This window comes from Nocardiopsis sp. YSL2 (genome assembly GCF_030555055.1).
Taxonomy (GTDB): domain Bacteria; phylum Actinomycetota; class Actinomycetes; order Streptosporangiales; family Streptosporangiaceae; genus Nocardiopsis.
The window spans coordinates 5,764,206-5,782,583 of record NZ_JAMOAO010000001.1 but is presented as its reverse complement, the minus strand read 5'-3'; the positions used below and the strand labels follow the sequence as shown (position 1 = coordinate 5,782,583).

The 18,378-nt window shown below is 71.9% G+C and carries 20 protein-coding genes; 9 read left to right on the top strand and 11 right to left on the bottom strand.

The window, feature by feature from the left end; all coding sequences use genetic code 11:
- Nucleotides 1-31 precede the first annotated feature (31 nt).
- Nucleotides 32-649: a TetR/AcrR family transcriptional regulator gene (locus M1P99_RS25595; protein ID WP_304455138.1), complete on the top strand. Its 618-nt coding sequence runs from the start codon at nucleotides 32-34 to the stop codon at nucleotides 647-649.
- Here the strand turns inward: M1P99_RS25595 and M1P99_RS25590 are convergent.
- The 3 genes from M1P99_RS25590 to M1P99_RS25580 form a co-directional block, all read right to left on the bottom strand.
- On the bottom strand, nucleotides 532-1,038 hold the full coding sequence (locus M1P99_RS25590; protein ID WP_304455830.1) for a recombinase family protein: 507 nt from the start codon (nucleotides 1,036-1,038) through the stop codon (nucleotides 532-534). The genes M1P99_RS25595 and M1P99_RS25590 overlap by 118 nt on opposite strands.
- The gene (locus M1P99_RS25585) at nucleotides 1,038-1,211 is read right to left on the bottom strand and encodes a hypothetical protein (protein WP_304455854.1); all 174 of its coding nucleotides are present in this window, start codon (nucleotides 1,209-1,211) and stop codon (nucleotides 1,038-1,040) included. Before M1P99_RS25585 ends, M1P99_RS25590 begins: the two co-directional genes overlap by 1 nt.
- A gap of 762 nt (nucleotides 1,212-1,973) precedes the next feature.
- Nucleotides 1,974-2,828, bottom strand: a complete 855-nt coding sequence (locus tag M1P99_RS25580; protein ID WP_304455137.1) for a hypothetical protein — start codon at nucleotides 2,826-2,828, stop codon at nucleotides 1,974-1,976.
- Between the two features lie 383 nt (nucleotides 2,829-3,211).
- Here M1P99_RS25580 and M1P99_RS25575 point away from each other — a divergent pair, with 383 nt between their 5' ends.
- Nucleotides 3,212-4,066 carry an alpha/beta fold hydrolase gene (locus M1P99_RS25575; RefSeq protein ID WP_304455136.1) on the top strand — a complete coding sequence of 285 codons (855 nt, stop codon included), beginning with the start codon at nucleotides 3,212-3,214 and terminating at the stop codon, nucleotides 4,064-4,066.
- A gap of 205 nt (nucleotides 4,067-4,271) precedes the next feature.
- Here M1P99_RS25575 and M1P99_RS25570 read toward each other — a convergent pair whose 3' ends face one another.
- Nucleotides 4,272-4,733, bottom strand: a complete 462-nt coding sequence (locus tag M1P99_RS25570) for a VOC family protein (protein WP_304455135.1) — start codon at nucleotides 4,731-4,733, stop codon at nucleotides 4,272-4,274.
- Between the two features lie 136 nt (nucleotides 4,734-4,869).
- On the opposite strand from M1P99_RS25570, the gene M1P99_RS25565 reads away from it, so the two are divergent.
- Nucleotides 4,870-5,865 (top strand): helix-turn-helix transcriptional regulator, encoded by a 996-nt coding sequence (locus M1P99_RS25565; protein WP_369696588.1) that lies wholly within the window; start codon nucleotides 4,870-4,872, stop codon nucleotides 5,863-5,865.
- A 43-nt stretch (nucleotides 5,866-5,908) separates the two neighbouring features.
- On the opposite strand, the gene M1P99_RS25560 is transcribed toward M1P99_RS25565, so the two are convergent.
- The 3 genes from M1P99_RS25560 to M1P99_RS25550 form a co-directional block, all read right to left on the bottom strand.
- Nucleotides 5,909-6,634 (bottom strand): Mut7-C RNAse domain-containing protein, encoded by a 726-nt coding sequence (locus M1P99_RS25560; RefSeq protein ID WP_304455133.1) that lies wholly within the window; start codon nucleotides 6,632-6,634, stop codon nucleotides 5,909-5,911.
- A 272-nt stretch (nucleotides 6,635-6,906) separates the two neighbouring features.
- Nucleotides 6,907-7,680 carry an SDR family oxidoreductase gene (locus M1P99_RS25555; RefSeq protein WP_304455132.1) on the bottom strand — a complete coding sequence of 258 codons (774 nt, stop codon included), beginning with the start codon at nucleotides 7,678-7,680 and terminating at the stop codon, nucleotides 6,907-6,909.
- 39 nt (nucleotides 7,681-7,719) lie between these two features.
- On the bottom strand, nucleotides 7,720-8,259 hold the full coding sequence (locus M1P99_RS25550) for an MOSC domain-containing protein (RefSeq protein ID WP_304455131.1): 540 nt from the start codon (nucleotides 8,257-8,259) through the stop codon (nucleotides 7,720-7,722).
- 441 nt (nucleotides 8,260-8,700) lie between these two features.
- Here M1P99_RS25550 and M1P99_RS25545 point away from each other — a divergent pair, with 441 nt between their 5' ends.
- The gene (locus M1P99_RS25545; RefSeq protein WP_304455130.1) at nucleotides 8,701-9,246 is read left to right on the top strand and encodes a type 1 glutamine amidotransferase domain-containing protein; all 546 of its coding nucleotides are present in this window, start codon (nucleotides 8,701-8,703) and stop codon (nucleotides 9,244-9,246) included.
- A 98-nt stretch (nucleotides 9,247-9,344) separates the two neighbouring features.
- On the opposite strand, the gene M1P99_RS25540 is transcribed toward M1P99_RS25545, so the two are convergent.
- The 3 genes from M1P99_RS25540 to M1P99_RS25530 all read right to left on the bottom strand — a co-directional run bounded on the left by M1P99_RS25540 (nucleotide 9,345) and on the right by M1P99_RS25530 (nucleotide 12,267).
- On the bottom strand, nucleotides 9,345-9,458 hold the full coding sequence (locus M1P99_RS25540; protein ID WP_304455129.1) for a methionine/alanine import family NSS transporter small subunit: 114 nt from the start codon (nucleotides 9,456-9,458) through the stop codon (nucleotides 9,345-9,347).
- Nucleotides 9,458-11,014 carry a sodium-dependent transporter gene (locus tag M1P99_RS25535; protein ID WP_304455128.1) on the bottom strand — a complete coding sequence of 519 codons (1,557 nt, stop codon included), beginning with the start codon at nucleotides 11,012-11,014 and terminating at the stop codon, nucleotides 9,458-9,460. Before M1P99_RS25535 ends, M1P99_RS25540 begins: the two co-directional genes overlap by 1 nt.
- Nucleotides 11,015-11,271: 257 nt before the next feature.
- Nucleotides 11,272-12,267, bottom strand: a complete 996-nt coding sequence (locus M1P99_RS25530) for a pirin family protein (protein WP_304455127.1) — start codon at nucleotides 12,265-12,267, stop codon at nucleotides 11,272-11,274.
- A 160-nt stretch (nucleotides 12,268-12,427) separates the two neighbouring features.
- Here M1P99_RS25530 and M1P99_RS25525 point away from each other — a divergent pair, with 160 nt between their 5' ends.
- The 5 genes from M1P99_RS25525 to M1P99_RS25505 all read left to right on the top strand — a co-directional run bounded on the left by M1P99_RS25525 (nucleotide 12,428) and on the right by M1P99_RS25505 (nucleotide 17,724).
- Nucleotides 12,428-13,582, top strand: a complete 1,155-nt coding sequence (locus M1P99_RS25525) for a Gfo/Idh/MocA family protein (protein WP_304455126.1) — start codon at nucleotides 12,428-12,430, stop codon at nucleotides 13,580-13,582.
- The gene (locus tag M1P99_RS25520; RefSeq protein WP_304455125.1) at nucleotides 13,579-14,739 is read left to right on the top strand and encodes a dihydrodipicolinate synthase family protein; all 1,161 of its coding nucleotides are present in this window, start codon (nucleotides 13,579-13,581) and stop codon (nucleotides 14,737-14,739) included. The genes M1P99_RS25525 and M1P99_RS25520 overlap by 4 nt, the downstream gene beginning before the upstream one ends.
- A 26-nt stretch (nucleotides 14,740-14,765) precedes the next feature.
- Nucleotides 14,766-15,653: a sugar phosphate isomerase/epimerase gene (locus tag M1P99_RS25515; protein WP_304455829.1), complete on the top strand. Its 888-nt coding sequence runs from the start codon at nucleotides 14,766-14,768 to the stop codon at nucleotides 15,651-15,653.
- Between the two features lie 74 nt (nucleotides 15,654-15,727).
- Nucleotides 15,728-16,633, top strand: coding sequence for a 5-dehydro-4-deoxyglucarate dehydratase (locus tag M1P99_RS25510; RefSeq protein ID WP_304455124.1), 906 nt, complete (start codon nucleotides 15,728-15,730; stop codon nucleotides 16,631-16,633).
- 2 nt (nucleotides 16,634-16,635) lie between these two features.
- Nucleotides 16,636-17,724 (top strand): mandelate racemase/muconate lactonizing enzyme family protein, encoded by a 1,089-nt coding sequence (locus tag M1P99_RS25505; protein WP_304455123.1) that lies wholly within the window; start codon nucleotides 16,636-16,638, stop codon nucleotides 17,722-17,724.
- Between the two features lie 73 nt (nucleotides 17,725-17,797).
- Here the strand turns inward: M1P99_RS25505 and M1P99_RS25500 are convergent, their stop codons facing one another.
- Nucleotides 17,798-18,271, bottom strand: coding sequence for a MarR family winged helix-turn-helix transcriptional regulator (locus M1P99_RS25500; protein WP_304455122.1), 474 nt, complete (start codon nucleotides 18,269-18,271; stop codon nucleotides 17,798-17,800).
- Nucleotides 18,272-18,378: the final 107 nt, after the last annotated feature.

The window sequence follows — 18,378 nt, the reverse complement described above, 5'->3', positions numbered from 1 at the left end:
CGGTCAGCCACCCGACGACGAAGGAGGGACCGTGCCCGCGGACCAGTCCGCCCCTGCTCAGCCCACCGGCCGCTTCCAGCCCCCGGACGTCCGCCGCCGCCAGATCCTCGACGCCACGGCCGCCCTGCTGTTGGACGACGGCTACGAGGCGCTGACCGTCAGCAAGGTCGCCGCCCGCGCAGGGGTCGCCAAGGGCACGGTCTACCTCTACTTCGACTCCAAACAGGCCCTCCTGGCGGCGCTGCAGTCACAGATGTGGGACCGCATGCTCCAACAGCCCACCGCTCTCCTGGAACAGCCGGGCCTGGCCTGGACCGAACGCCTCGACGGGCTCGTCGCGGCCTGGATCGCCGCGGAAAAAGACCACCACGAGCTCTACCACCGGCTCTTCCACGAACCCGGCGGCACAGCAGGTGAGGAACCCATGACCGCCGCCCGCGACCTACTCGTCACTCTCCTCACGGAAGGCCACGCGGCGGGTGAGTTCGACGTCCCCGACCCCGAACTCACCGCCGACTTCCTCACCCACGCCTATGCCGGCCCCTGCCACCACAGCCGGGCCGACACCGACATCACCACCGCAGTCCAGGGCCTCTTCCGCCGCGTTGTCGCCGCACGTTCGGGCAACGCCGGATTCACCGCGCCATAGGCCGGACAGGGCGGCGAAGACTTGGAACACGAGCCTGCCGCCGGGGGTGGTGGTGTGCGGGGCCTCGCGCAGGGAGCGGAAACCGATCCCGTCCCGGCGCAGGTCTTCAACCAGTAGATGAGGTCCTGGAGCGAGGGGACGAGCGGGAGGGCCGGTCCAGGACCGGGACAACGAGGGGTGTCACCGGATCGCAGGTAGGCCAGGCACGCTTTCAGCTCGGGGCGGTGGGTGTTCTTTCCCGACTTCTTGTCGGCGAAGACCTTGACGCACCCGGTCGCAGACGCCCATCGGTGAAGAGCTGTGAGCACTCGTTCCCGGGTGACCGACCACGCCGCCCCCGAGGGCGGGCGCGGGGGTCGCCCCACAGTAGGCGCCGCGGGCGAACACATCACGGCGCTTGGGGTGCGGTGCAGTGCTCGATCACGCACATGATGAAGGCGGTCGTGTCGATCCGCCCGAACACGCTCACCGAGTGCGCGCCCAGATCCCGCGCGCACGCCGGCCATGGCCCTGTCGGCTCGGCACCCTCGTAGGCGCCACCGAGGACCGGCGCTGCTTCCACATCGACCACCCGCCGTCACGGTTCGCGGCGGGCGTGCCGGGAGGCCCTCGGCGTGGAGGCGCGGGCGGCGGGCTCCTCTGAGCGGCGCCGCACGCACTGGGGTCGAGCCCTGAGGGGGTGCGGGGGCGGGGGCCATGGAAGCCCGGCCTCGATACAGCCTTGACTGTACCCGTCTCGTTTTGCCTGGCCAAAGCACCGCCTGAATAACGTTGCGGCCCCGCCCTGATGCTCCAGGATGCCTTCACGCCCTCCCGGAACCCTGACCTCCGATAAGGTTCACTTATCGGAGGTCAGACATGGGGGCTTCTTTCGGCCCTCCTGGGGTCAACGTAACTAATTACGTTATGCAGAAACGTTTCCAACGAAACGAAATGAGGAAGGGGTGAGCCCGGCCCACCAAAGACGCGGTCGACGCGGGGCACACCGGCATGTGCTCGATGCGCGCGCGGCCCGCGCACGAGGGCGCTCGCGAACACCCCGGAGGTGATCCGCACGCCTTCGACCCCACAGGGCCGCACCCCCGCGCGCTGCGGGCCGGCCGGGCGCACGCCGACGATCTCCCACGCGAGGGCCTCGGCCACACACGGCCCGCCGAACACACCAGGTGGCGTCGGCCCGCATCGCAGCGGAGTCCGCTGGTCCACCACCCGGGCGCTGACACAGACCAGGAGAGACAACGGGAGCCCCCGGGCTCCGGCTCCAGGGGCTCCACAGGACAACGGCGACCGGCCTACGCCGCACGCCGGAATCGGCACCGCGGCACTACTCCGGGCACGAGGTGTCCTCGGGTTCGAACTCCATCAGGTCCTGCACTGTCACGCCTTCAGGAAGGGCCTCATCGTGCTCCTTGAGTTCCTCGCCCTCGGGGATCTGGGCACTGGCCTGCGGTGCCTCGTCGGAGCTGCGCGGGTTCGCATGCGGCTCGGTGCGCGCCAGCTCGCGCGCCAGCGCCCCGACGGAGTTGCCCATCATCCGGCCCTCGAAGGTGCCCTCGCCCCGCAGCACCGGCTCGGATGAGCTGCGGCGCTCCTGGGCCGAGGCCACGCGCCCCCCGCTCTCGCCGTTGCCGACCACACCGTCATCGGCCGGGACCACCGAGTTGTTGTCCAGCCCCATCCACATGGCCGGTTGGGGTTCGTCGCCCGGCGTGCAGCGGGCCTCCTCCCAGTCGATGGCGATGACGTAGTCGTGGCCCACCTCCACGCGCGGCTCGTCCTGCGTTCCGATCGGCGTCAGGTTGTCCACGCCGCCGTTGAACACGAACCCCCACGCGGGGTACTCATACGTCTCCGGTGCCGGCCGCGCCGGGGCGGGCGCCGACCACAGGACCCGCTGCACGTCCAAGGAGACCGTGCGGCCGATCATTCCCTCCCCGCGCTCGACCTCGATCGGCTCCGGTTCGTGGATCTGTTCGTCCACGGCGCGCGCCAGGATCACATGGTCGGCGTTGGTCACCCAGTCCCGCGCGGTCTGGCCGGCCTTGCGGTAGGAGACGCTGGCGTTGGTCAGGGGGAGTTCGTCGGGGTCGGGCTCGTAGGTCGCGGCGTTGAAGGCGACGGTGGCCACACCCGCGCCCGCGGCGGTGAACACGCGGCTGCGCTTGCTGATACGGGGCATAGGGGGATCCTCCTGGCTGGTACGTGGTGTCGATCATGTCGCGGTTGTGCGCACCCGGCCCTGCTCCGCCGCCGATCTGCGCGCCTGGGCCCGGATCCAGGGCGGCCTTTGCACAGGAGCGCACGCGGCTCGGCAACAGCGGCGCCGAGCCGGGCCGGTCCACCGGGGTGAGCCTTCCGGCCCACGCGGTTCGGTGAGCACGTCCTGGAACACGAGGGTGTCGGCGCCGAGCGAGGACCCGTGCAAGGACCCGCAGGCGCAGCGCGGCCGACTCCACTTGCCGGCGACGTCGGGGCGAGATCTCCCCATCCCTGCGTCAAGGGGTCGCCGCGTTCGGAGATCAGCGCTTCTCATGACGGAGGCGTGGACCTAGCGTGCCGGGTATGACTGCTCATCTGTCCCATGGCGAACAACTCCTGGCGATCAACGGTGTCGAGCTGTGTGTGGAGACCTTCGGTGACCGTAAGGACCCGGCGATCGTACTGATCGCCGGGGCCTGTGCCTCGATGCTGTGGTGGGACGCCGACCTGTGCGAACGGATCGCCGCCCGGAACCGGTTCGTGGTCCGTTACGACCACCGCGACACCGGCCGCTCCACCTGCGACCCGCCGGGCCATCCGGGGTACTCGTTCACCGACCTGGTCCAGGACGTGCTCGGTATCCAGGACGCTCTGGGCATCGAGCGCGCCCATGTGGTCTGCCAGTCGATGTTCGGCCAGAGCGGGCTCATCCTCGGTGTGGACCACCCCGACCGGGTCGCGTCGCTGACGTTCGTCTCGAGTTCGACCGGCGCCGAGGGCCTGCCGCCGCCCTCCAGCGACCTGGCCATGCCAGCCCAACCGCGTTCCACCGACACCGCCGAGGTCGTGGAGTACGTGATCGCCGACGCCAGGGCCTGCGCGGGGGGATCGCCGTACTTCGACGAGGCCGCGATCCGGTCGTTGGTCGAACGTGACGTGGAGCGCGCCAGGAACTACGCTTCGACGCTGGCCAACCACTTCGCCATCGACCTCGGGGGGCCGTCCCGCGGCGGATTCGGCGACATCGCGGCGCCCACGCTCGTGGTCCACGGCGACCACGACCCGCTCCTGCCGCTGCCGCACGGCGAGGAACTGCGTGCGGCGGTGCCCGGGGCCGAGCTGCTGGTCCTGCGCGGGGCCGGTCACGACCTGCCCGAGCCGGTGTGGGGCGAGTTCGTCTCGGCCCTGGTCCGCCACACGCGGGGCGGACGTCCGTGAACCGGTTGCGGTCGGCGCTGTGGCTGCCGGAGCTCGAAGCGGGTGTAGGGCTGGACACGGTGCGCGGAGTGCTCCGCGAGGGCCCCGGGGTTCCCGATGGTGGGTGAGGTGTGCGGCTGCGCGGCCGATCCGGCCTGAGGTGGGGTCGTGGTGGCGGCGGCCCACGCGGCCTCCGGTCCGGGTGCGGACCGGAGGCCGGGGTGTGTCAGTCCAAGCAGAACTCGTTGCCCTCGGGGTCGGCCATCACGATGAATCCCGCGCTCAAGGGCGGGGCGGGTTCGTCGCGGCGCAGCCGCGACGCCCCCAGGGCCATGAGTCGTGTGCACTCGGCTTCCAGCGCCGCCATCCGCTCCTGGCCCTCCAGGCCCGGTGCCGCGCGCACGTCCAGGTGGAGGCGGTTCTTGACGACCTTGTCCTCGGGGACGTGCTGGAAGAAGATCCGCGGACCCTGCCCGTCGGGGTCCTCGATGGCCGACTTGGTGTTGCGCTGTTGCTGCGGTACTCCGATCCGGGCGAGGAAGTCGTCCCAGGCGGCCAGCGGGTCGTCTCCTTCGTGGATGAGGACGCCGGGCGGGCCCGGGTGGACGTAGCCCAGCGCGTCGCGCCAGAACGTGGACAGCGCCCTCGGGTCGTGGGCGTCGAAGGTGACCTGGATCTGGCGGCTCATCGGGCGGCTCCGTTCGCTGCGGTGTTCGTGTGCGGGCAGAGGTGCTGGTCGCAGTGGTCTGTGTCGGTGTCCATGGCTTCAATCTCCCCTTGAAACCGGACAGGATCGGTCCGCTATCGTTCCGAGGATGGGCGCTATGGACGCGGGGAGCGGTGAGGAGCGGGGGACCACCGAGCGGGTGCTGACCCTGCTGGGGTTGTTGCAGCGGCGCCGGGTGTGGACCGGCCCGGAGTTGGCCGACCGGCTCGGTGTCACCGCGCGCACGGTGCGGCGGGACGTGGAGCGGTTGCGTGCGCTGGGCTATCCGGTGCACGCGGACCAGGGGGTCGGGGGCGGCTACCGGCTCGGTCGGGGCCAGGACCTGCCGCCGTTGCTGTTGGACGATGAGGAGGCGATCTCCACGGCGGTCTCGCTGCTGGCCGGGGCCGGTGGTGCGGTGGCGGGGGCCGACGAGGCCGCGCTGCGGGCGCTGGCCAAGCTCGACCGGGTGTTGCCGTCCCGGTTGCGTGAGCAGGTGCGCACGCTCTCGGGGGCGGTGGAGTCCTTCGGGGGCGGCCGCACGCCGGTCGACGCCGCGGTGCTCATGACGCTGGCCCGGGCCTGTAGGGACCAGGTCGAGGCGGGCTTCGACTATCCGTGCGGGGAGGGGGTGCGGCGTCGGCGGGTGGAGCCCTACCGCCTGGTCGCCTCGGATCGGCGCTGGTACCTGTTGGCCTTCGATCTCGATCGTGATGACTGGCGCAGTTTCCGGGTCGATCGGATGAGCGGGGTGTCGGCCAGGACGTGGCGTTTTCGTCCGCGGACGGCGCCCGAGGCGGCGCCCTACGTGCAGGAGGGTGTGACGAGTCGGGTCTACCGGTACCAGGCGCGGTTCCTGGTGCATGCCGGGGCCGAGACGGTGCGCGCGCAGATTCCGGCGTCGGCGGCGGTCGTGCGGGGGCGGGGGAGTGGGCGCTGTGAGGTGGTCAGCGGTGCCGACGACCTGGACTTCGTCCTGATGCGCGTGGTCGTGTTGGGGCACGGTTTCGAGGTGCTGGATCCGCCGGAGCTGGCGCGGCGCTGCGATGTGCTGGCCGAGCGGTTGCGGGCGGCGGGTGCGTTGGGCGGGCCGCCGCGGGCGCACGAGTCGTGAGTCGTGCCCGCTCGGCCGGGGCGGGCGGTCGCGGTGGCGCGCGTCAGGCGGTGTGTGCGCGGGCCCGGGCGCGGTCGACGATCTGGGTGAGCCGGTGGTGGTGTGCGCCTGGCCAGTACACCCGACCGCAGGAGCGGCAGCGGGTGAAGGTGTCGTAGGTGGCGCGCGTGCCGGCTGCGAGTTCGCCCTGGACCTGCTGCTTGGTGGCCGGTTCGACCAGGCCGTTGCAGGCCAGGCAGCGGGTGAAGGGGGCCAGGGGCGGGTCGAAGCGGCGCAGGACCTCGTCGAGTTGGAGTTCGGGTTCGGTGTGGTGGACGTGGGCGCCCGCGGTTAGGCCGCGTCGGCACAGCAGTTCGCGGTCGCGGGTGAGCAGGACGCGTTGTTCCTCGTTGGCCAGGGTGACCAGGGCGTCGTCGTCGCGGTCGTTGTCGTAGGCGGTGTCCACGCCCAGCAGTCGCAGGCGGCGGGCGAGGGTGCCCAGGTGGACGTCGAGGAGGAACCGGGTGTGGTCGAAGGGTGTGTGCTGGGGGCGGGCGGGTGCGTCGATCTCGATGGTCTGGCCGTCGGTGGGGCGGTGGGCGGTGGTGACCTCGGTGCCGTCGGCGCGCAGGCGTCCGATCTCGGTGCGGGGCAGGCCCAGGGACTCGATGACGTGGCCGAGGGTGCTGGTGGCGTCGTGCTGGACGCGGACCTGGCTGCCGCGGTTGCGGGGCAGCAGGAAGAAGCGGAGTTCGGGTGCGAAGCGCAGTGTCAGGGTCACCTGATCCATCTCTTCAGGGTGCCATGGCGGGGGTGGGCGGGGCCAGCGAGGTCAGGGGCGTCCGGCGTCCTGCCAGGGGCCGATCTCGTCCGGGTCCGGTGCGGTGAGGTCGAGGGGGCGTCCAGGTCGTGGATCTCGTATTCGTGGTAGGGGATCCAGGTCGCTTCGGTGGGTGTGGTCTCGGTCGGCAGGCCCGGGGGTGTCCCCTTGGCTGTAGCGGGGAGAAGGAGCAGGGTTGGCTGGGCGGGCCGCCGCGGCCGCCGGGCCGGGGCGGTTCGGGTTCAGCGCGCCAGGAACTCGGCGAAGGTGGTGCTGCCGACCGTGCGGTCGGGGGCCAGGAGAGCGCCTTGGCGGCAGGCCGCCATGACCCGGCCCGGCGGCCGTACCGGGCGCACGCGCCGTGCCAGCCCCTGGGCGTCGAGGTAGGCGCGGGCCAGGTCCGGCAGGGTCTCCACCCGCGGTCCGCCCATGTCGGGGACCCGTCCGGCCGGAGGGCCCTGGGCGATCTGGGCCAGGCGCGCGGCGACTTCGCCGGTGTCGATGGGCTGGAGGGGGATGTCGGGGCAGGGTAGGACGGGCAGGCGGGCCATCCGGGAGCAGATCCCGTACACCAGGTCGTGGAACTGGGTGGTGCGCAGGACCGTCCAGCCCAGAGCGCCGGCTGCCAGGGCCTGCTCCACGGTGTGCTTGGTCCGGTAGTAGCCCAGCGGTACCCGGTCCACGCCCACGATCGAGATGTAGACCAGGTGGTCGACGCCCGCGCGGCGGGCGGCCCGGATCAGGTGGGCCGCCGCCTGGATGTCACCGCCCCTGGGCGAGGAGGCGCAGTGCACCACCGCTTCGGCGCCGTCCAGGGCCTCGGTGAGCCCGGTGCCCCGGCGCAGGTCGACGGCGTGGGCGCGGGGGTCGTCCGGGTCGGGGTGGCGGCTGAGGGTGCGGACGCGGTGTCCGGCCGCGCGCAGCCGTTCGACCACGGGACGGCCCAGTGTCCCTGTTCCGCCCGTGACGAGGATGCTCTTGGCCGCGGGAGCCGTGCGAGGTCCGTCGTCTGTCATGGGCCAACGCTAGCACCGGGTCCGTGGGCGGGCGTGGGCTCACACGCGGGCCAGGGGGACGTGCGGTCCGGGCGGTTGCCGCACGCGCACGGCCATGCCGGGTTCGACGGTGCCGCCGGCGCGGACGATGCCCATCACACCGCTGCGCCGTACCACGGTGCCCTGCTCGTCGCGGTAGGCGAGGTGCTTGAGCAGGCCGGGGGCGAAGGCGTCGATCTGGGTGCAGGGGTTGCGCAGCCCGGTCACCTCGATGACGGACTCGCCCGCACTGAGCAGGGTGCCGGTGGACAGGCCCAGCAGGTCGAGTCCGTGCGTGGTGATGTTCTCGCCGAGCTGTCCCGGGGCGAGGTCGTATCCGGCCTGGGCGAGGTCGTCGAAGAGTTCGACGTGGATGAGGTGGACCTGGCGCAGGTTGGGCCGGGTGGGGTCCTGGGCGACGCGGGAGCGGTGCTTGACCGTGGTGCCCATGTGCGCGTCACCCTCGACGCCCAGGCCGGTGAGCAGGCGGATGCTGGGCTGGGCGGGTTTGCTGAAGGTGTGGTGGGGGCCGGCGCTGACCGCGGTGACGAACGCCTGCATGGGCGGTGCTCCTGAGGGGCCGGGGACGGGCGCGGGGGTGCGGTGTGTGGCGGGGATCCAGCCTGCCAGGGCGGTGCGGTGCTCCTCGCCGCGGGGTCGGCCTCACAGCGACAGCAGGCGCGCCTTGGGGCGCTCGGTCCGGTGGGGGCGGCACCGCTCCGTATCCGCCGGAGTGAGGGGTGTGAGTCCGTCCGGGCCGGCCACGGCGATCCGGGGCGTGGGGGACCCCGCCGCCCCGTCGTGGAGCGCGCATACGGTGCGCGTCACCGGGCAGGGAACATGAGAACGCGGGCCACCAGCGCGTCCACCACCGTCCGGGGCGCGCCCGGAGACGGGACGTGGATCCAAGGCCCACTCCTGGGCACTGGTCGGGAGCGGTAGGGGCGCGGATGTGGCACCGGTGCATCAGTGGTGCCTGTGAAGCGATGACGAGGGGGAGCCATGGCTGGCACGCTCACCGGCCGCCGGGTCGCGATCCTGGCGGCGGACGGTGTGGAACAGGTCGAGCTCGTCGAGCCGAGGAAGGCGCTGGAGGGCGAGGGTGCGCGCACGGAGCTGGTCTCGCTGAACCGGGGCAGTATCCAGGCGATGAACGGCGACATCACTCCGGCCGACCGGTTCACCGTGGACCGGCGGGTGCTGGAGGCGCGGGTCGGCGATTACGACGCCCTGGTGGTGCCGGGCGGGACGGTCAACCCTGACCATCTGCGCAAGGACTCCGACGCGGTGGATTTCGTGCGCGGGTTCGTGGAGCAGGGCAAGCCGGTCGCCGCGATCTGCCACGGGCCCTGGGTGCTGGTGGAGGCGGACGTGGCGCGCGGGCGCACGCTGACCTCCTATCCGAGCCTGCGCACCGACCTGCGCAACGCCGGGGGCGTGGTGGTGGACGAGCAGGTGGTCACCGACCAGGGCGTGACCACCAGCCGCAGTCCCGACGACCTGCCGGCCTTCTGCGAGCGGATCGTGCGCGAGGTCGCCGACGCCTAGCGGGCGTGCGCGGCGGCGCGCGTCGCCGGTGTCCGCAACGCGTGTGGGGCGGCCGACACCGGGTGTCGGCCGCCCCACTTCGTGCGGTGCTCGGGGTGCTACTCCTGGTCGGGGTCCTCGGGGTGGGCGCGCAGGTTGAGCACGGCTGCGAGCAGGCCTCCCCACAGCACGACGATGAACACGATCATCATGGCGATGGCACTGGCGGACATCAGCGTCCCCCTTCCTCGTTCGTGGACGGGCCCGAAGCGGCCTCTTCGCGGGCGTCGCTCTCGGCCAGCTGGTCGGCGCGCTTCCAGGGGATGAGCGAGACGATGACACCGAAGACGATGGCGCCGATCACCACGCCCCATCCGGCGGTGAGCAGGAAGGGCATGCTGTAGCCCTCGTAGGGCTCGGCCAGTTCGGTGCGCAGGCTGTCCCACATCATGAAGCCCAGCAGCAGGGGCGTGATCACACCGAGGCACACGCGCCACCACAGCGCGAGCCGGATGGTGGAGGTGGCGTTGGCGTGGCGCTCGAAGTAGGGCAGCTTGCGCACGACCCAGCCGAAGACGATCACCATGACGAGTCCGGCCAGCGCGATGCCGTACTGGTTGATGAAGTGGTCGGCGGCGTCGAGCAGGTAGAGGCCCTCGTGGGTCGGGAAGAGCAGGACCGAGGCCAGGGCGGTGGCGCCGCCCACGGCGAGCACGGTCGGGACGCGGCCCAGACCGGTGCGGTCCTGCACGGCGGAGATGATCACCTGGACGATGCTGATCAGGGAGCTGAGCCCGGCCACCACGAGGGAGACGAAGAACAGCACGCCGAAGAGGCTGCCGGCCACCGGCAGGGTGGAGATGATCTGTGGGAAGGCGACGAAGGCCAGGCCGGGGCCGGCCTGGACGACGTCGTTGACGGCCACGTCGGCGGCGTTGGCCATGAAGCCCAGCGCGGCGAAGACACCGATGCCGGCCAGGAGCTCGAAGGAGCTGTTGGCCAGGCCCGCGGTGACGGCGGTGCCGGTCAGGTCGGCCTTGCGCTTGAGGTAGGACGCGTAGGTGACCATGATGGCGAAGCCGATGGACAGCGAGAAGAAGATCTGGCCGTAGGCCTGGATCCACACCTTTCCGCTGAGCATTTCGCTCCAGTCGGGGGTGAAGAGCGCGTTGAGGCCCTGGGCGGCTCCGTCGAGTGTCAGCGCCTGCACGACCATGATCAGGAACAGGACCACGAGCAGCGGGATGAAGATCTTGTTGGCCTTCTCCACGCCCTGGCGGATGCCCAGGGCCAGGATGGCCAGGACGATCACCCACACGCCCACCAGCGGCCAGGCCACTCCGGCGACGTAGCCGGAGACCATGCCGGGTGCGTCGCCGAGTTCCAGGAAGTCCCCGTAGAAGAACGCCTCGGGGTCCTCGCCCCACTGCTGTCCCACCGAGAAGAACGCGAAGCGCGCCGCCCAGGCGATGATGACCGCGTAGTAGACGGCGATGACGAAGCAGATGGCGACCTGCCACCAGCCGATGACCTCGGCGGGGCGGGTGATGCGCCGGTAGGACAGCGGTGCCGACGAGCGATAGCGATGCCCGATGGCGTATTCGAGGATGAGTAGAGGTATGCCCGCGGTCAGCAGGGCGATGAGGTAGGGCACGAGGAACGCGCCGCCGCCGTTGTCGTAGGCGATGTAGGGGAATCGCCAGATATTGCCCAGCCCGACGGCCGATCCGATGGCCGCCAGGAGGAATCCCGCGCGCGTCCCCCACTGCTCGCGAGGCTTATGGACCATGTTCAGGTCTCCTAAATCATCCCGTAGTTCGCGATCCGCACCGTAGCAGGAGTTGGCCTGAAGAGCATCGCTAGACTCGACGGGTTCGCAGGTTGACGCCTGGACGGAGGCTTTTCGCCTGTTGTGTCCAAGGCGGTGTGGTCGGGGCCGGATCAAGGCGGGCTTGGCGGGCGCCTTCAGCGGAGCTGCTCTCGGGCAGCGTGCGGGGGTTCCAGGCCTGCCCGCCGCGCGGGCGGGGACCGGGGCCGGGCCGCTGCCTACTCCCGGTGCCGCGGGCGGGGGCGCAGGCGGGCGTTGGGCAGTGCGGGGGCGGGCAGCGCCGGTCCCTCGTCACCGGTGACGGGGGAGAACCTGGGCGAGGTGCCCGGGGCGTGGCGGTCGCCCTCCCAGGCGGTGCGCGCGGCCACGATCTCGTCGTGGTCGCGGCCGACGAAGTTCCACCACATCACCAGGTCCTCGGCGAAGGGCTCTCCGCCGATCACCAGCAGGTGGGCGTCGTGGTCGGTGCGCAGCGCGATCGAGGCGGGCCCGGGGCCCAGGTAGAGCAGGGAGCCGGCCTCCACGCGGTGCCCGAGCGCGTGGACGGGGGCGTCCAGGGCCAGGACGCCGTGTTCGAAGGCGGGGTCCAGGGGGAGGTCGAGCCGGGTGCCCGCCGGGAGCATCACCTCGGCGCCCATGAGCGGGGTGTGGGTACGGGCGGGGGAGCGGCGGCCCCCGACCTCGCCGGCGATCACGGTGACCCGCGCGCCGTCCGCCTGCCACGCGGGCAGGTCGGCGTGGTGCTCGAAGCGGGGCGGGCCCTCGCGGTCGGCCTCGGGCAGGGCCACCCACAGTTGGGCGCCGTGCAGCCGCGGGGGCGCCTGGGCGGGGGTGCGCTCGGAGTGGGCGATGCCGTGTCCGGCGGTCATGAGGTTGAGCTGGCCGGGGCGGACCAGTTGGTCCGAGCCCAGCCCGTCCTGGTGGCGGACGTGGCCGTGGACCAGCCAGCTGACCGTCTGCAGGCCGATGTGGGGGTGGGGCGGGACCTGCATGCCGTGCTGGGCGCCGACGTCGGTGGGGCCGTAGACGTCGGCGAAGCACCACGCGCCGATCATGCGCCGGTTCTTGCCGGGCAGGGAGCGGCGGACGGTCATGGCTCGCGGTCCGCCCAGGGGGACCTCGCGCGGTCGGAGGAGTTCGGTGGCGGGGGCCGCCTCTTGCGGGCGGGCGGTGCACACGCGCTGTTCGGCGGGGTGGTCTTCGAGGTTGCTCACCCGGGTGACGCTACCCATGTGCCGCCGTGATCGGCGTCAGGGGCGCGCGGGGCGGGCTCGGGGGGAGCCGCACGCGCAGGTCCGAAGGTCCCTCTGGTGCGGAGGGGGTTGTTTGCCGTACGATGGAAAGCGCTTACCTACTGAGAGGCGGAAAAAACACATGCGTGATCACGTGCTTGGTGTCGCCATGAACGGCGTCACCGGACGCATGGGGTACCGGCAGCACCTGACCCGGTCGATCCTCGCCATCCGCGAGGCGGGCGGCGTCGCCCTGCCCGACGGTTCCCGGATCATCCCCGAGCCGGTCCTGGTGGGCCGCAACGAGCGCAAGCTGAGCGAGATCGCCGAGCGCCACGGCATCGAGCGCTGGACCACGGACCTGGACTCCGTCCTGTCCGACGACGGCATCTCCATCTACTTCGACGCGCAGATCACGCACGCCCGCGAGGCCGCCGTACGCGCCGCCATCGCCGCGGGCAAGCACGTCTACGTCGAAAAGCCCACGGCCGACAGCCTGAGCGCCGCCCTGGAACTGGCCAAGCTCGCGCGGGACGCGGGCGTCCGCAACGGCGTGGTCCAGGACAAGCTCTTCCTGCCCGGCCTGCTCAAACTGCGCCGCCTGATCGACTCCGGCTTCTTCGGTGAGATCCTGTCCATCCGCGGCGAGTTCGGCTACTGGGTCTTCGAGGGCGACTGGCAGCCCGGTCAGCGCCCCAGCTGGAACTACCGCGCCGAGGAGGGCGGCGGCATGGTGCTGGACATGTTCCCGCACTGGCACTACATCCTGGAGCACCTCTTCGGGTCGGTTCGCTCGGTCACCGCGAAGGTGGCCACGCACATCCCCCAGCGCTGGGACGAGAACGGCGAGCCCTACAAGGCCACCGCCGACGACTCCGCCTACGGCATCTTCGAACTCGAGGGCGGTGTCATCGCGCAGATCAACTCCTCCTGGAACGTGCGCGTGGCCCGCGACGAGCTCGTGGAGTTCCAGGTCGACGGCACCCACGGCAGCGCCGTGGCGGGGCTGCGCTCCTGCCGCGTCCAGCACCGCTCGGCCACCCCCAAGGCGGTCTGGAACCCCGACCTGGCCGACGACGGCCGCTACCGCGAGCAGTGGGAGCAGGTGCCCGACAACACCGAGTTCCCCAACGGGTTCCGCGCCCAGTGGGAGAACTTCCTCCAGCACGTGGTCACCGGCACCCCCTTCCCGCACGACCTGCTCTCGGGCGCCCGCGGCCTGCAGATGGCCGAGGCCGGCCTGCGCTCGGCCGCCGAGGGCCACACGGTGGAACTGGACGAGGTCACCCTGTCATGAACACCCTGAGACTGCCCACCGACGACGGGCGGATCGAGGCCTACACCCTGCGCGGTACGCCCGTGGCGGCCTCGCCCCTGCCCCCGTCCCGCACCCGTGCCGCCTACGCCGCGGCCCACGTGGTCGCCGACCCCGCGCGCCCCAACGCCCCCGGAGCCCCCGCGGCGGTGGACTGGGAGGCCACGCTCGCCTTCCGCCACCACCTGTGGGACCAGGGCCTGGGCGTGGCCGACGCCATGGACACCGCCCAGCGCGGCATGGGCCTGGACTGGACGGCCACAGCCGAGCTCATCCGCAGGTCCGGTGCGCAGGCCGCCGAGCGCGGCGCCGCCCTGGCGTGCGGGGTGGGCACCGACCAGATCGAATCTTCGCAGACCGACCTGGAAAGCGTTATCACGGCGTATCAGGAACAACTGGACGTCGTCCAGGGAGCCGGGGCCACCCCGGTCCTGATGGCCTCCCGCGCACTGGCCGCCTCCGCGCAGGGCCCCGACGACTACGCCCGCGTCTACGGCCGACTGCTCCAGCGGGCCGAGCGCCCGGTGATCCTGCACTGGCTGGGCACCGCGTTCGACCCGGCCCTGGCCGGCTACTGGGGCTACGCCGACCCGGCCGAGGCGATCGAGCCCGTCGCCGAGCTCATCGCCGAGCACGCCCAGGCCGTGGAGGGCATCAAGGTGTCCCTGCTGGACGCCTCCCTGGAGGTGCGCCTGCGCCGGCTGCTGCCCGAGGGCGTGCGCCTGTACACCGGCGACGACTTCAACTACCCGGACCTGATCCAGGGCGACGACCAGGGCTACTCCCACGCGCTGCTCGGCGTCTTCGCCGCCATCGCGCCCGCCGCCGCCCGGGCGCTGGCCGCACTGGACGAGGGGGACACCGGCCGCTACCGGGCCCTGATGGAGCCCACCGTCCCCCTGGCCCGGCACCTGTTCGCCGCCCCCACCTTCTACTACAAGGCCGGTATCGCCTTCCTGTCCTGGCTCAACGGCCACCAGAAGGGCTTCCACATGGTGGGGGGCCTGCACAGCGCCCGCGACCTGCCCCACCTGGCCCAGGTCGTACGCCTGGCCGACACGGCCGGGGCGCTCAGCGACCCCGAACTGGCTGTGGCGCGGATGCGGGCCCTGCTCGAGGTGTCGGGGGTGGACCAGTGACCGCGACCGCCCCGGGTTCGGGACCGATCACCCCCACCGCGGTGGACCTGCCCTCCGGCCGGCCCGCCGCGGTGCCCACACCGGTGCCCGGCGACCCCGCGCTGGCCCGGCTCTCCCTCAACCAGGCCACCGTCAAGTACTGGAACCTGGTCCAGGCGGTGGACGGCTGCCTGCGCGCGGGACTGCCCGCCATCGGTGTGTGGCGCGAACCGGTCGCCGAGATGGGGCTGGCCGCGGCGGCCCGCCTGGTCCGCCGGTCCGGTCTGCGCGTCTCGTCCTACTGCCGGGCCGGGTTCCTGACCCGTCCCGACCGCCGGGAGGCGCTGGAGGACAACCGACGCGCCATCGACGAGGCCGCCGAACTCGGCGCGCCCTGCCTGGTCATGGTGGTGGGCGGTCTGCCCGAGGGCGAGCGCGACCTGGTCGCGGTGCGCGAGCGCATGGTCGATGTGCTGGCCGAGCTGGTGCCCTACGCCCTCGATCGCGGTGTGCGCCTGGCCCTGGAGCCCCTGCACCCGATGTTCTGCGCCGACCGCGCGGTGCTCTCGACCCTGGGACAGGCCCTGGACATCGCCGAGCGGTTCGACGCCCGAGCGGTGGGCGTGGTCGTCGACGCCTACCACGTGTGGTGGGACCCGCAGGTGTACGCCCAGATCGCCCGGGCCGGCGCGGGCGGGCGCATCGCCTCCTTCCAGGCGTGCGACTGGGAGCTGCCGATCCCCTCCGACGCGCTGCTGGGCCGTGGCATGGTCGGGGACGGCCACGCCGACGTGCGCGGGCTGCGCCGGGCGGTGGACGCGGCGGGCTACACCGGTGACATCGAGGTGGAGATCTTCAACGAGCGCGTCTGGTCGTCCGACGGCGACGAGGTGATCGCGACGGTGGCCCGCCGACACGTGCAGTACGTCCTGTGAGAGGGCCGGGGGTGCATGCCCTCGGCCGACCCCCCGGGCCCGTCGAAGGGGCGGGCCCATGAACGAGGAGTGCCATGAACTTCGACGGAATCCTGTTCTTTCCGCTGACGCCCTTCGAGGGTGAGGGCCGGGTCAACGAGGACGTGCTGGCCGAGCACGTGGCCTCGGGGGTCGAGCACGGTGCGGGCGGTGTGTTCGCGGCGTGCGGGACCGGTGAGGTCCACGCCCTCTCGGCCGCCGAGCACGCGGCCGTGGTGCGCCGGTCGGTCCAGGTGACCGCCGGCCGGGTGCCGGTGGTGGCGGGTGCCGGCGGGAGCGTGGGCACGGCGGTCGAGCAGGCCGCCTCCGCCCGGGAGCTGGGCGCGGACGCCGTGCTGCTGCTGCCGCCCTACCTGGTGGGTGCCCCGCAGCGGGGCCTGGTGGAGTACGTGCGCACCGTGGCCTCGGCGGTGGACATCCCCGTGATCGTCTACCAGCGCGGGTCGATGGTGTTCACGCCCGAGAGCGCGGCCGAGCTGGCGGCGATCCCGGGCGTGGTGGGGATCAAGGACGGGACGGGCGACCTGGGGCGCATGCACCAGATCGTGCTGGCGGTGCGTGCGGTGCGCGGCGCGGAGTTCACGTTCTTCAACGGGCTGCCCACGGCGGAGTTGACCGTGCCGGCCTACAGCGCGGTGGGTGTTCCGCTCTACTCCTCGGCGGCGTTCGCGTTCGTGCCCGAGGTCGCCAACGCGTTCTTCACCGCGGTGCACTCCGGCGACCCGCTGGCCGAGACGCTCACACGCGAGTTCTTCGAGCCGTTGGTGCGTCTGCGCGACCGGGTGCCGGGGTATGCGGTCTCGCTGGTCAAGGCGGGCGCGCGGTTGCGCGGGGTGGACATGGGCGGGGTGCGGGCCCCGTTCGTGGACCCGACTCCGCAGGAGGAGACCGCCCTGGCCGGGCTCATCGAGACCGGTCTGTCACTGGTCAAGGAGGGCTGAGCGTGCGCGTCAGCGAGGTGCGGGCCCGTGCCTTCCGGCTGCCTCTGCATCGTGCCTGGGACGGGGGTGTGGACCGCAACGACCTGGTCGTGGTGCGGGTGCGTACCGACACCGGGCAGGTCGGGACAGGGTTCGCCTGGACTCCGCTGATCGGTGCGCGGGCGGTGGAGGCGCTGGTCAACGATGACTGTCCGGCGGCGCTGGTGGGCCGTGAGGCCCACCCGGCGCTGTGGGACGAGCTGTGCTGGCACCTGCGTGAGGCCGGCACGAGCGGTCTGACGCTGATGGCGGTGGCGGGGATCGACATCGCTCTGTGGGATCTGCGGGCCCGTGCGGCGGGGGAGAGCCTGGTCGAGGCGGTGGGGCGTCGGCGCGAGTCCGTGCCCGCCTACGGCAGCGGGGTGAACCTGGACTATCCGTTGGCGGATCTGGAGGACCAGGTGCGCCGGTGGGTGGCGGCCGGGCATACCGCGGTCAAGATCAAGGTCGGTTCCGCGGATCTGTCCCGTGACGTGGAGCGCGTGGGTGCCGTGCGGGAGCTGCTGGGGCCGGACGGCCTGTTGATGGTGGACGCCAACCAGCGCTGGGACGTGTCGGGGGCGGCGCGTGCGCTGTGCGCGTTGGCGGATTTCGACCCGTTCTTCATCGAGGAGCCGCTGCCCGCCCTGGATCTGGAGGCGCACGCGCGGTTGCGTGAGCGCACGCGGGTGCCGTTCGCGATCGGTGAGAACCTGCGGACGGTCCAGGAGTTCGAGCGGGCGGTGGAGCTGGGGGTGGTGGATGTGGCCCAGCCCAATGTGGTGCGGGTCGGGGGGATCACCCCGTTCCTGCGGATCGCGGAGTCGATGGCGCGCCGGGGGGTGCCGGTGGCTCCGCACCTGTTGCCCGAGCTGTCGGGTCAGTTGGCCCTGTGCCTGCCCCGGGTGGCGATGGTCGAGGAGATCGATCGCGCCTCCTTCGCCGAGCTGGGTGCGTTGGCCCGTCCCAGCGGGGTGGAGTTCGACCGGGGGCGGGTGCGGGCCGACACCGGGCCCGGCCACGGCCTGGTGTTCGCCGACACGCTCACACCGGTCGCCGACCACTTCCCCTAGCACTGGTGGTGCGGCCGGTTCGGGGCGTCCTCCTTTCGGGGGGCGCCCCGCTGCTGTTGTGGCGTGGGGCGGGTCAGTGCGGTGGTCGGTTCCGGCTGCGGTGTTCGTGGTGGTCCAGGAGGGTGGAGAGCAGGTCGGTCAGCTGCTCGCGTTCCTGGGGGGTGAGCGGGGCCAGCAGTGCGTTCTGGCTCTGGGCCAGCTGCCGTTCCAGGCGTCGTAGCCGTGTTCGTCCCGCGGTGGTCAGGGAGACGATGTTGCGCCGCCGGTCGGCGGGGTCGGGGGTGCGCTCGACGAGTGCGTCGTCGGCGAGTTCGTTGATCGTGGCGACCATGTCGCTGACGTGGATGCCGCTGCGGCGGCCCAGTTCGGCCTGGCTGGCCGGTCCGGACTCCTCCAGGGTCGCCAGGAGGCGGAAGTGGTATCCGCGGGCATGTACGGACGAGAACCCCTCGGTGACCAGGCGGTGCGCGTGGTGGGCGGTCTGGGTGAGCAGCCAGCTGGGTGTGCTCTCCCAGCCGGCGGGTGTCCTCTCGGGCGGGTTCTCCATGGGTGGAGTCTAGCGAATCGTTGGGTGGACTAACGGTCGTGATATCGTTTGGGCGACAAACGTTGGTCGCACTAACATTCATGCTCCACAGGAACCCCCGGGAGTTG

Bases quoted from the DNA above. Each gene is read 5' to 3' on its own strand.
- M1P99_RS25560 (WP_304455133.1), bottom strand. From the start codon at position 6,634: ATGGATCAGGTGACCCTGACACTGCGCTTCGCACCCGAACTCCGCTTC.
- M1P99_RS25535 (WP_304455128.1), bottom strand. From the start codon at position 11,014: ATGGTCCATAAGCCTCGCGAGCAGTGGGGGACGCGCGCGGGATTCCTC.
- M1P99_RS25550 (WP_304455131.1), bottom strand. From the start codon at position 8,259: ATGCAGGCGTTCGTCACCGCGGTCAGCGCCGGCCCCCACCACACCTTC.
- M1P99_RS25575 (WP_304455136.1), top strand. From the start codon at position 3,212: ATGACTGCTCATCTGTCCCATGGCGAACAACTCCTGGCGATCAACGGT.
- M1P99_RS25570 (WP_304455135.1), bottom strand. From the start codon at position 4,733: ATGAGCCGCCAGATCCAGGTCACCTTCGACGCCCACGACCCGAGGGCG.
- M1P99_RS25590 (WP_304455830.1), bottom strand. From the start codon at position 1,038: ATGTGTTCGCCCGCGGCGCCTACTGTGGGGCGACCCCCGCGCCCGCCC.
- M1P99_RS25540 (WP_304455129.1), bottom strand. From the start codon at position 9,458: ATGTCCGCCAGTGCCATCGCCATGATGATCGTGTTCATCGTCGTGCTG.
- M1P99_RS25580 (WP_304455137.1), bottom strand. From the start codon at position 2,828: ATGCCCCGTATCAGCAAGCGCAGCCGCGTGTTCACCGCCGCGGGCGCG.
- M1P99_RS25565 (WP_369696588.1), top strand. From the start codon at position 4,870: ATGGACGCGGGGAGCGGTGAGGAGCGGGGGACCACCGAGCGGGTGCTG.
- M1P99_RS25520 (WP_304455125.1), top strand. From the start codon at position 13,579: ATGAACACCCTGAGACTGCCCACCGACGACGGGCGGATCGAGGCCTAC.
- M1P99_RS25500 (WP_304455122.1), bottom strand. From the start codon at position 18,271: ATGGAGAACCCGCCCGAGAGGACACCCGCCGGCTGGGAGAGCACACCC.
- M1P99_RS25545 (WP_304455130.1), top strand. From the start codon at position 8,701: ATGGCTGGCACGCTCACCGGCCGCCGGGTCGCGATCCTGGCGGCGGAC.
- M1P99_RS25555 (WP_304455132.1), bottom strand. From the start codon at position 7,680: ATGACAGACGACGGACCTCGCACGGCTCCCGCGGCCAAGAGCATCCTC.
- M1P99_RS25510 (WP_304455124.1), top strand. From the start codon at position 15,728: ATGAACTTCGACGGAATCCTGTTCTTTCCGCTGACGCCCTTCGAGGGT.
- M1P99_RS25525 (WP_304455126.1), top strand. From the start codon at position 12,428: ATGCGTGATCACGTGCTTGGTGTCGCCATGAACGGCGTCACCGGACGC.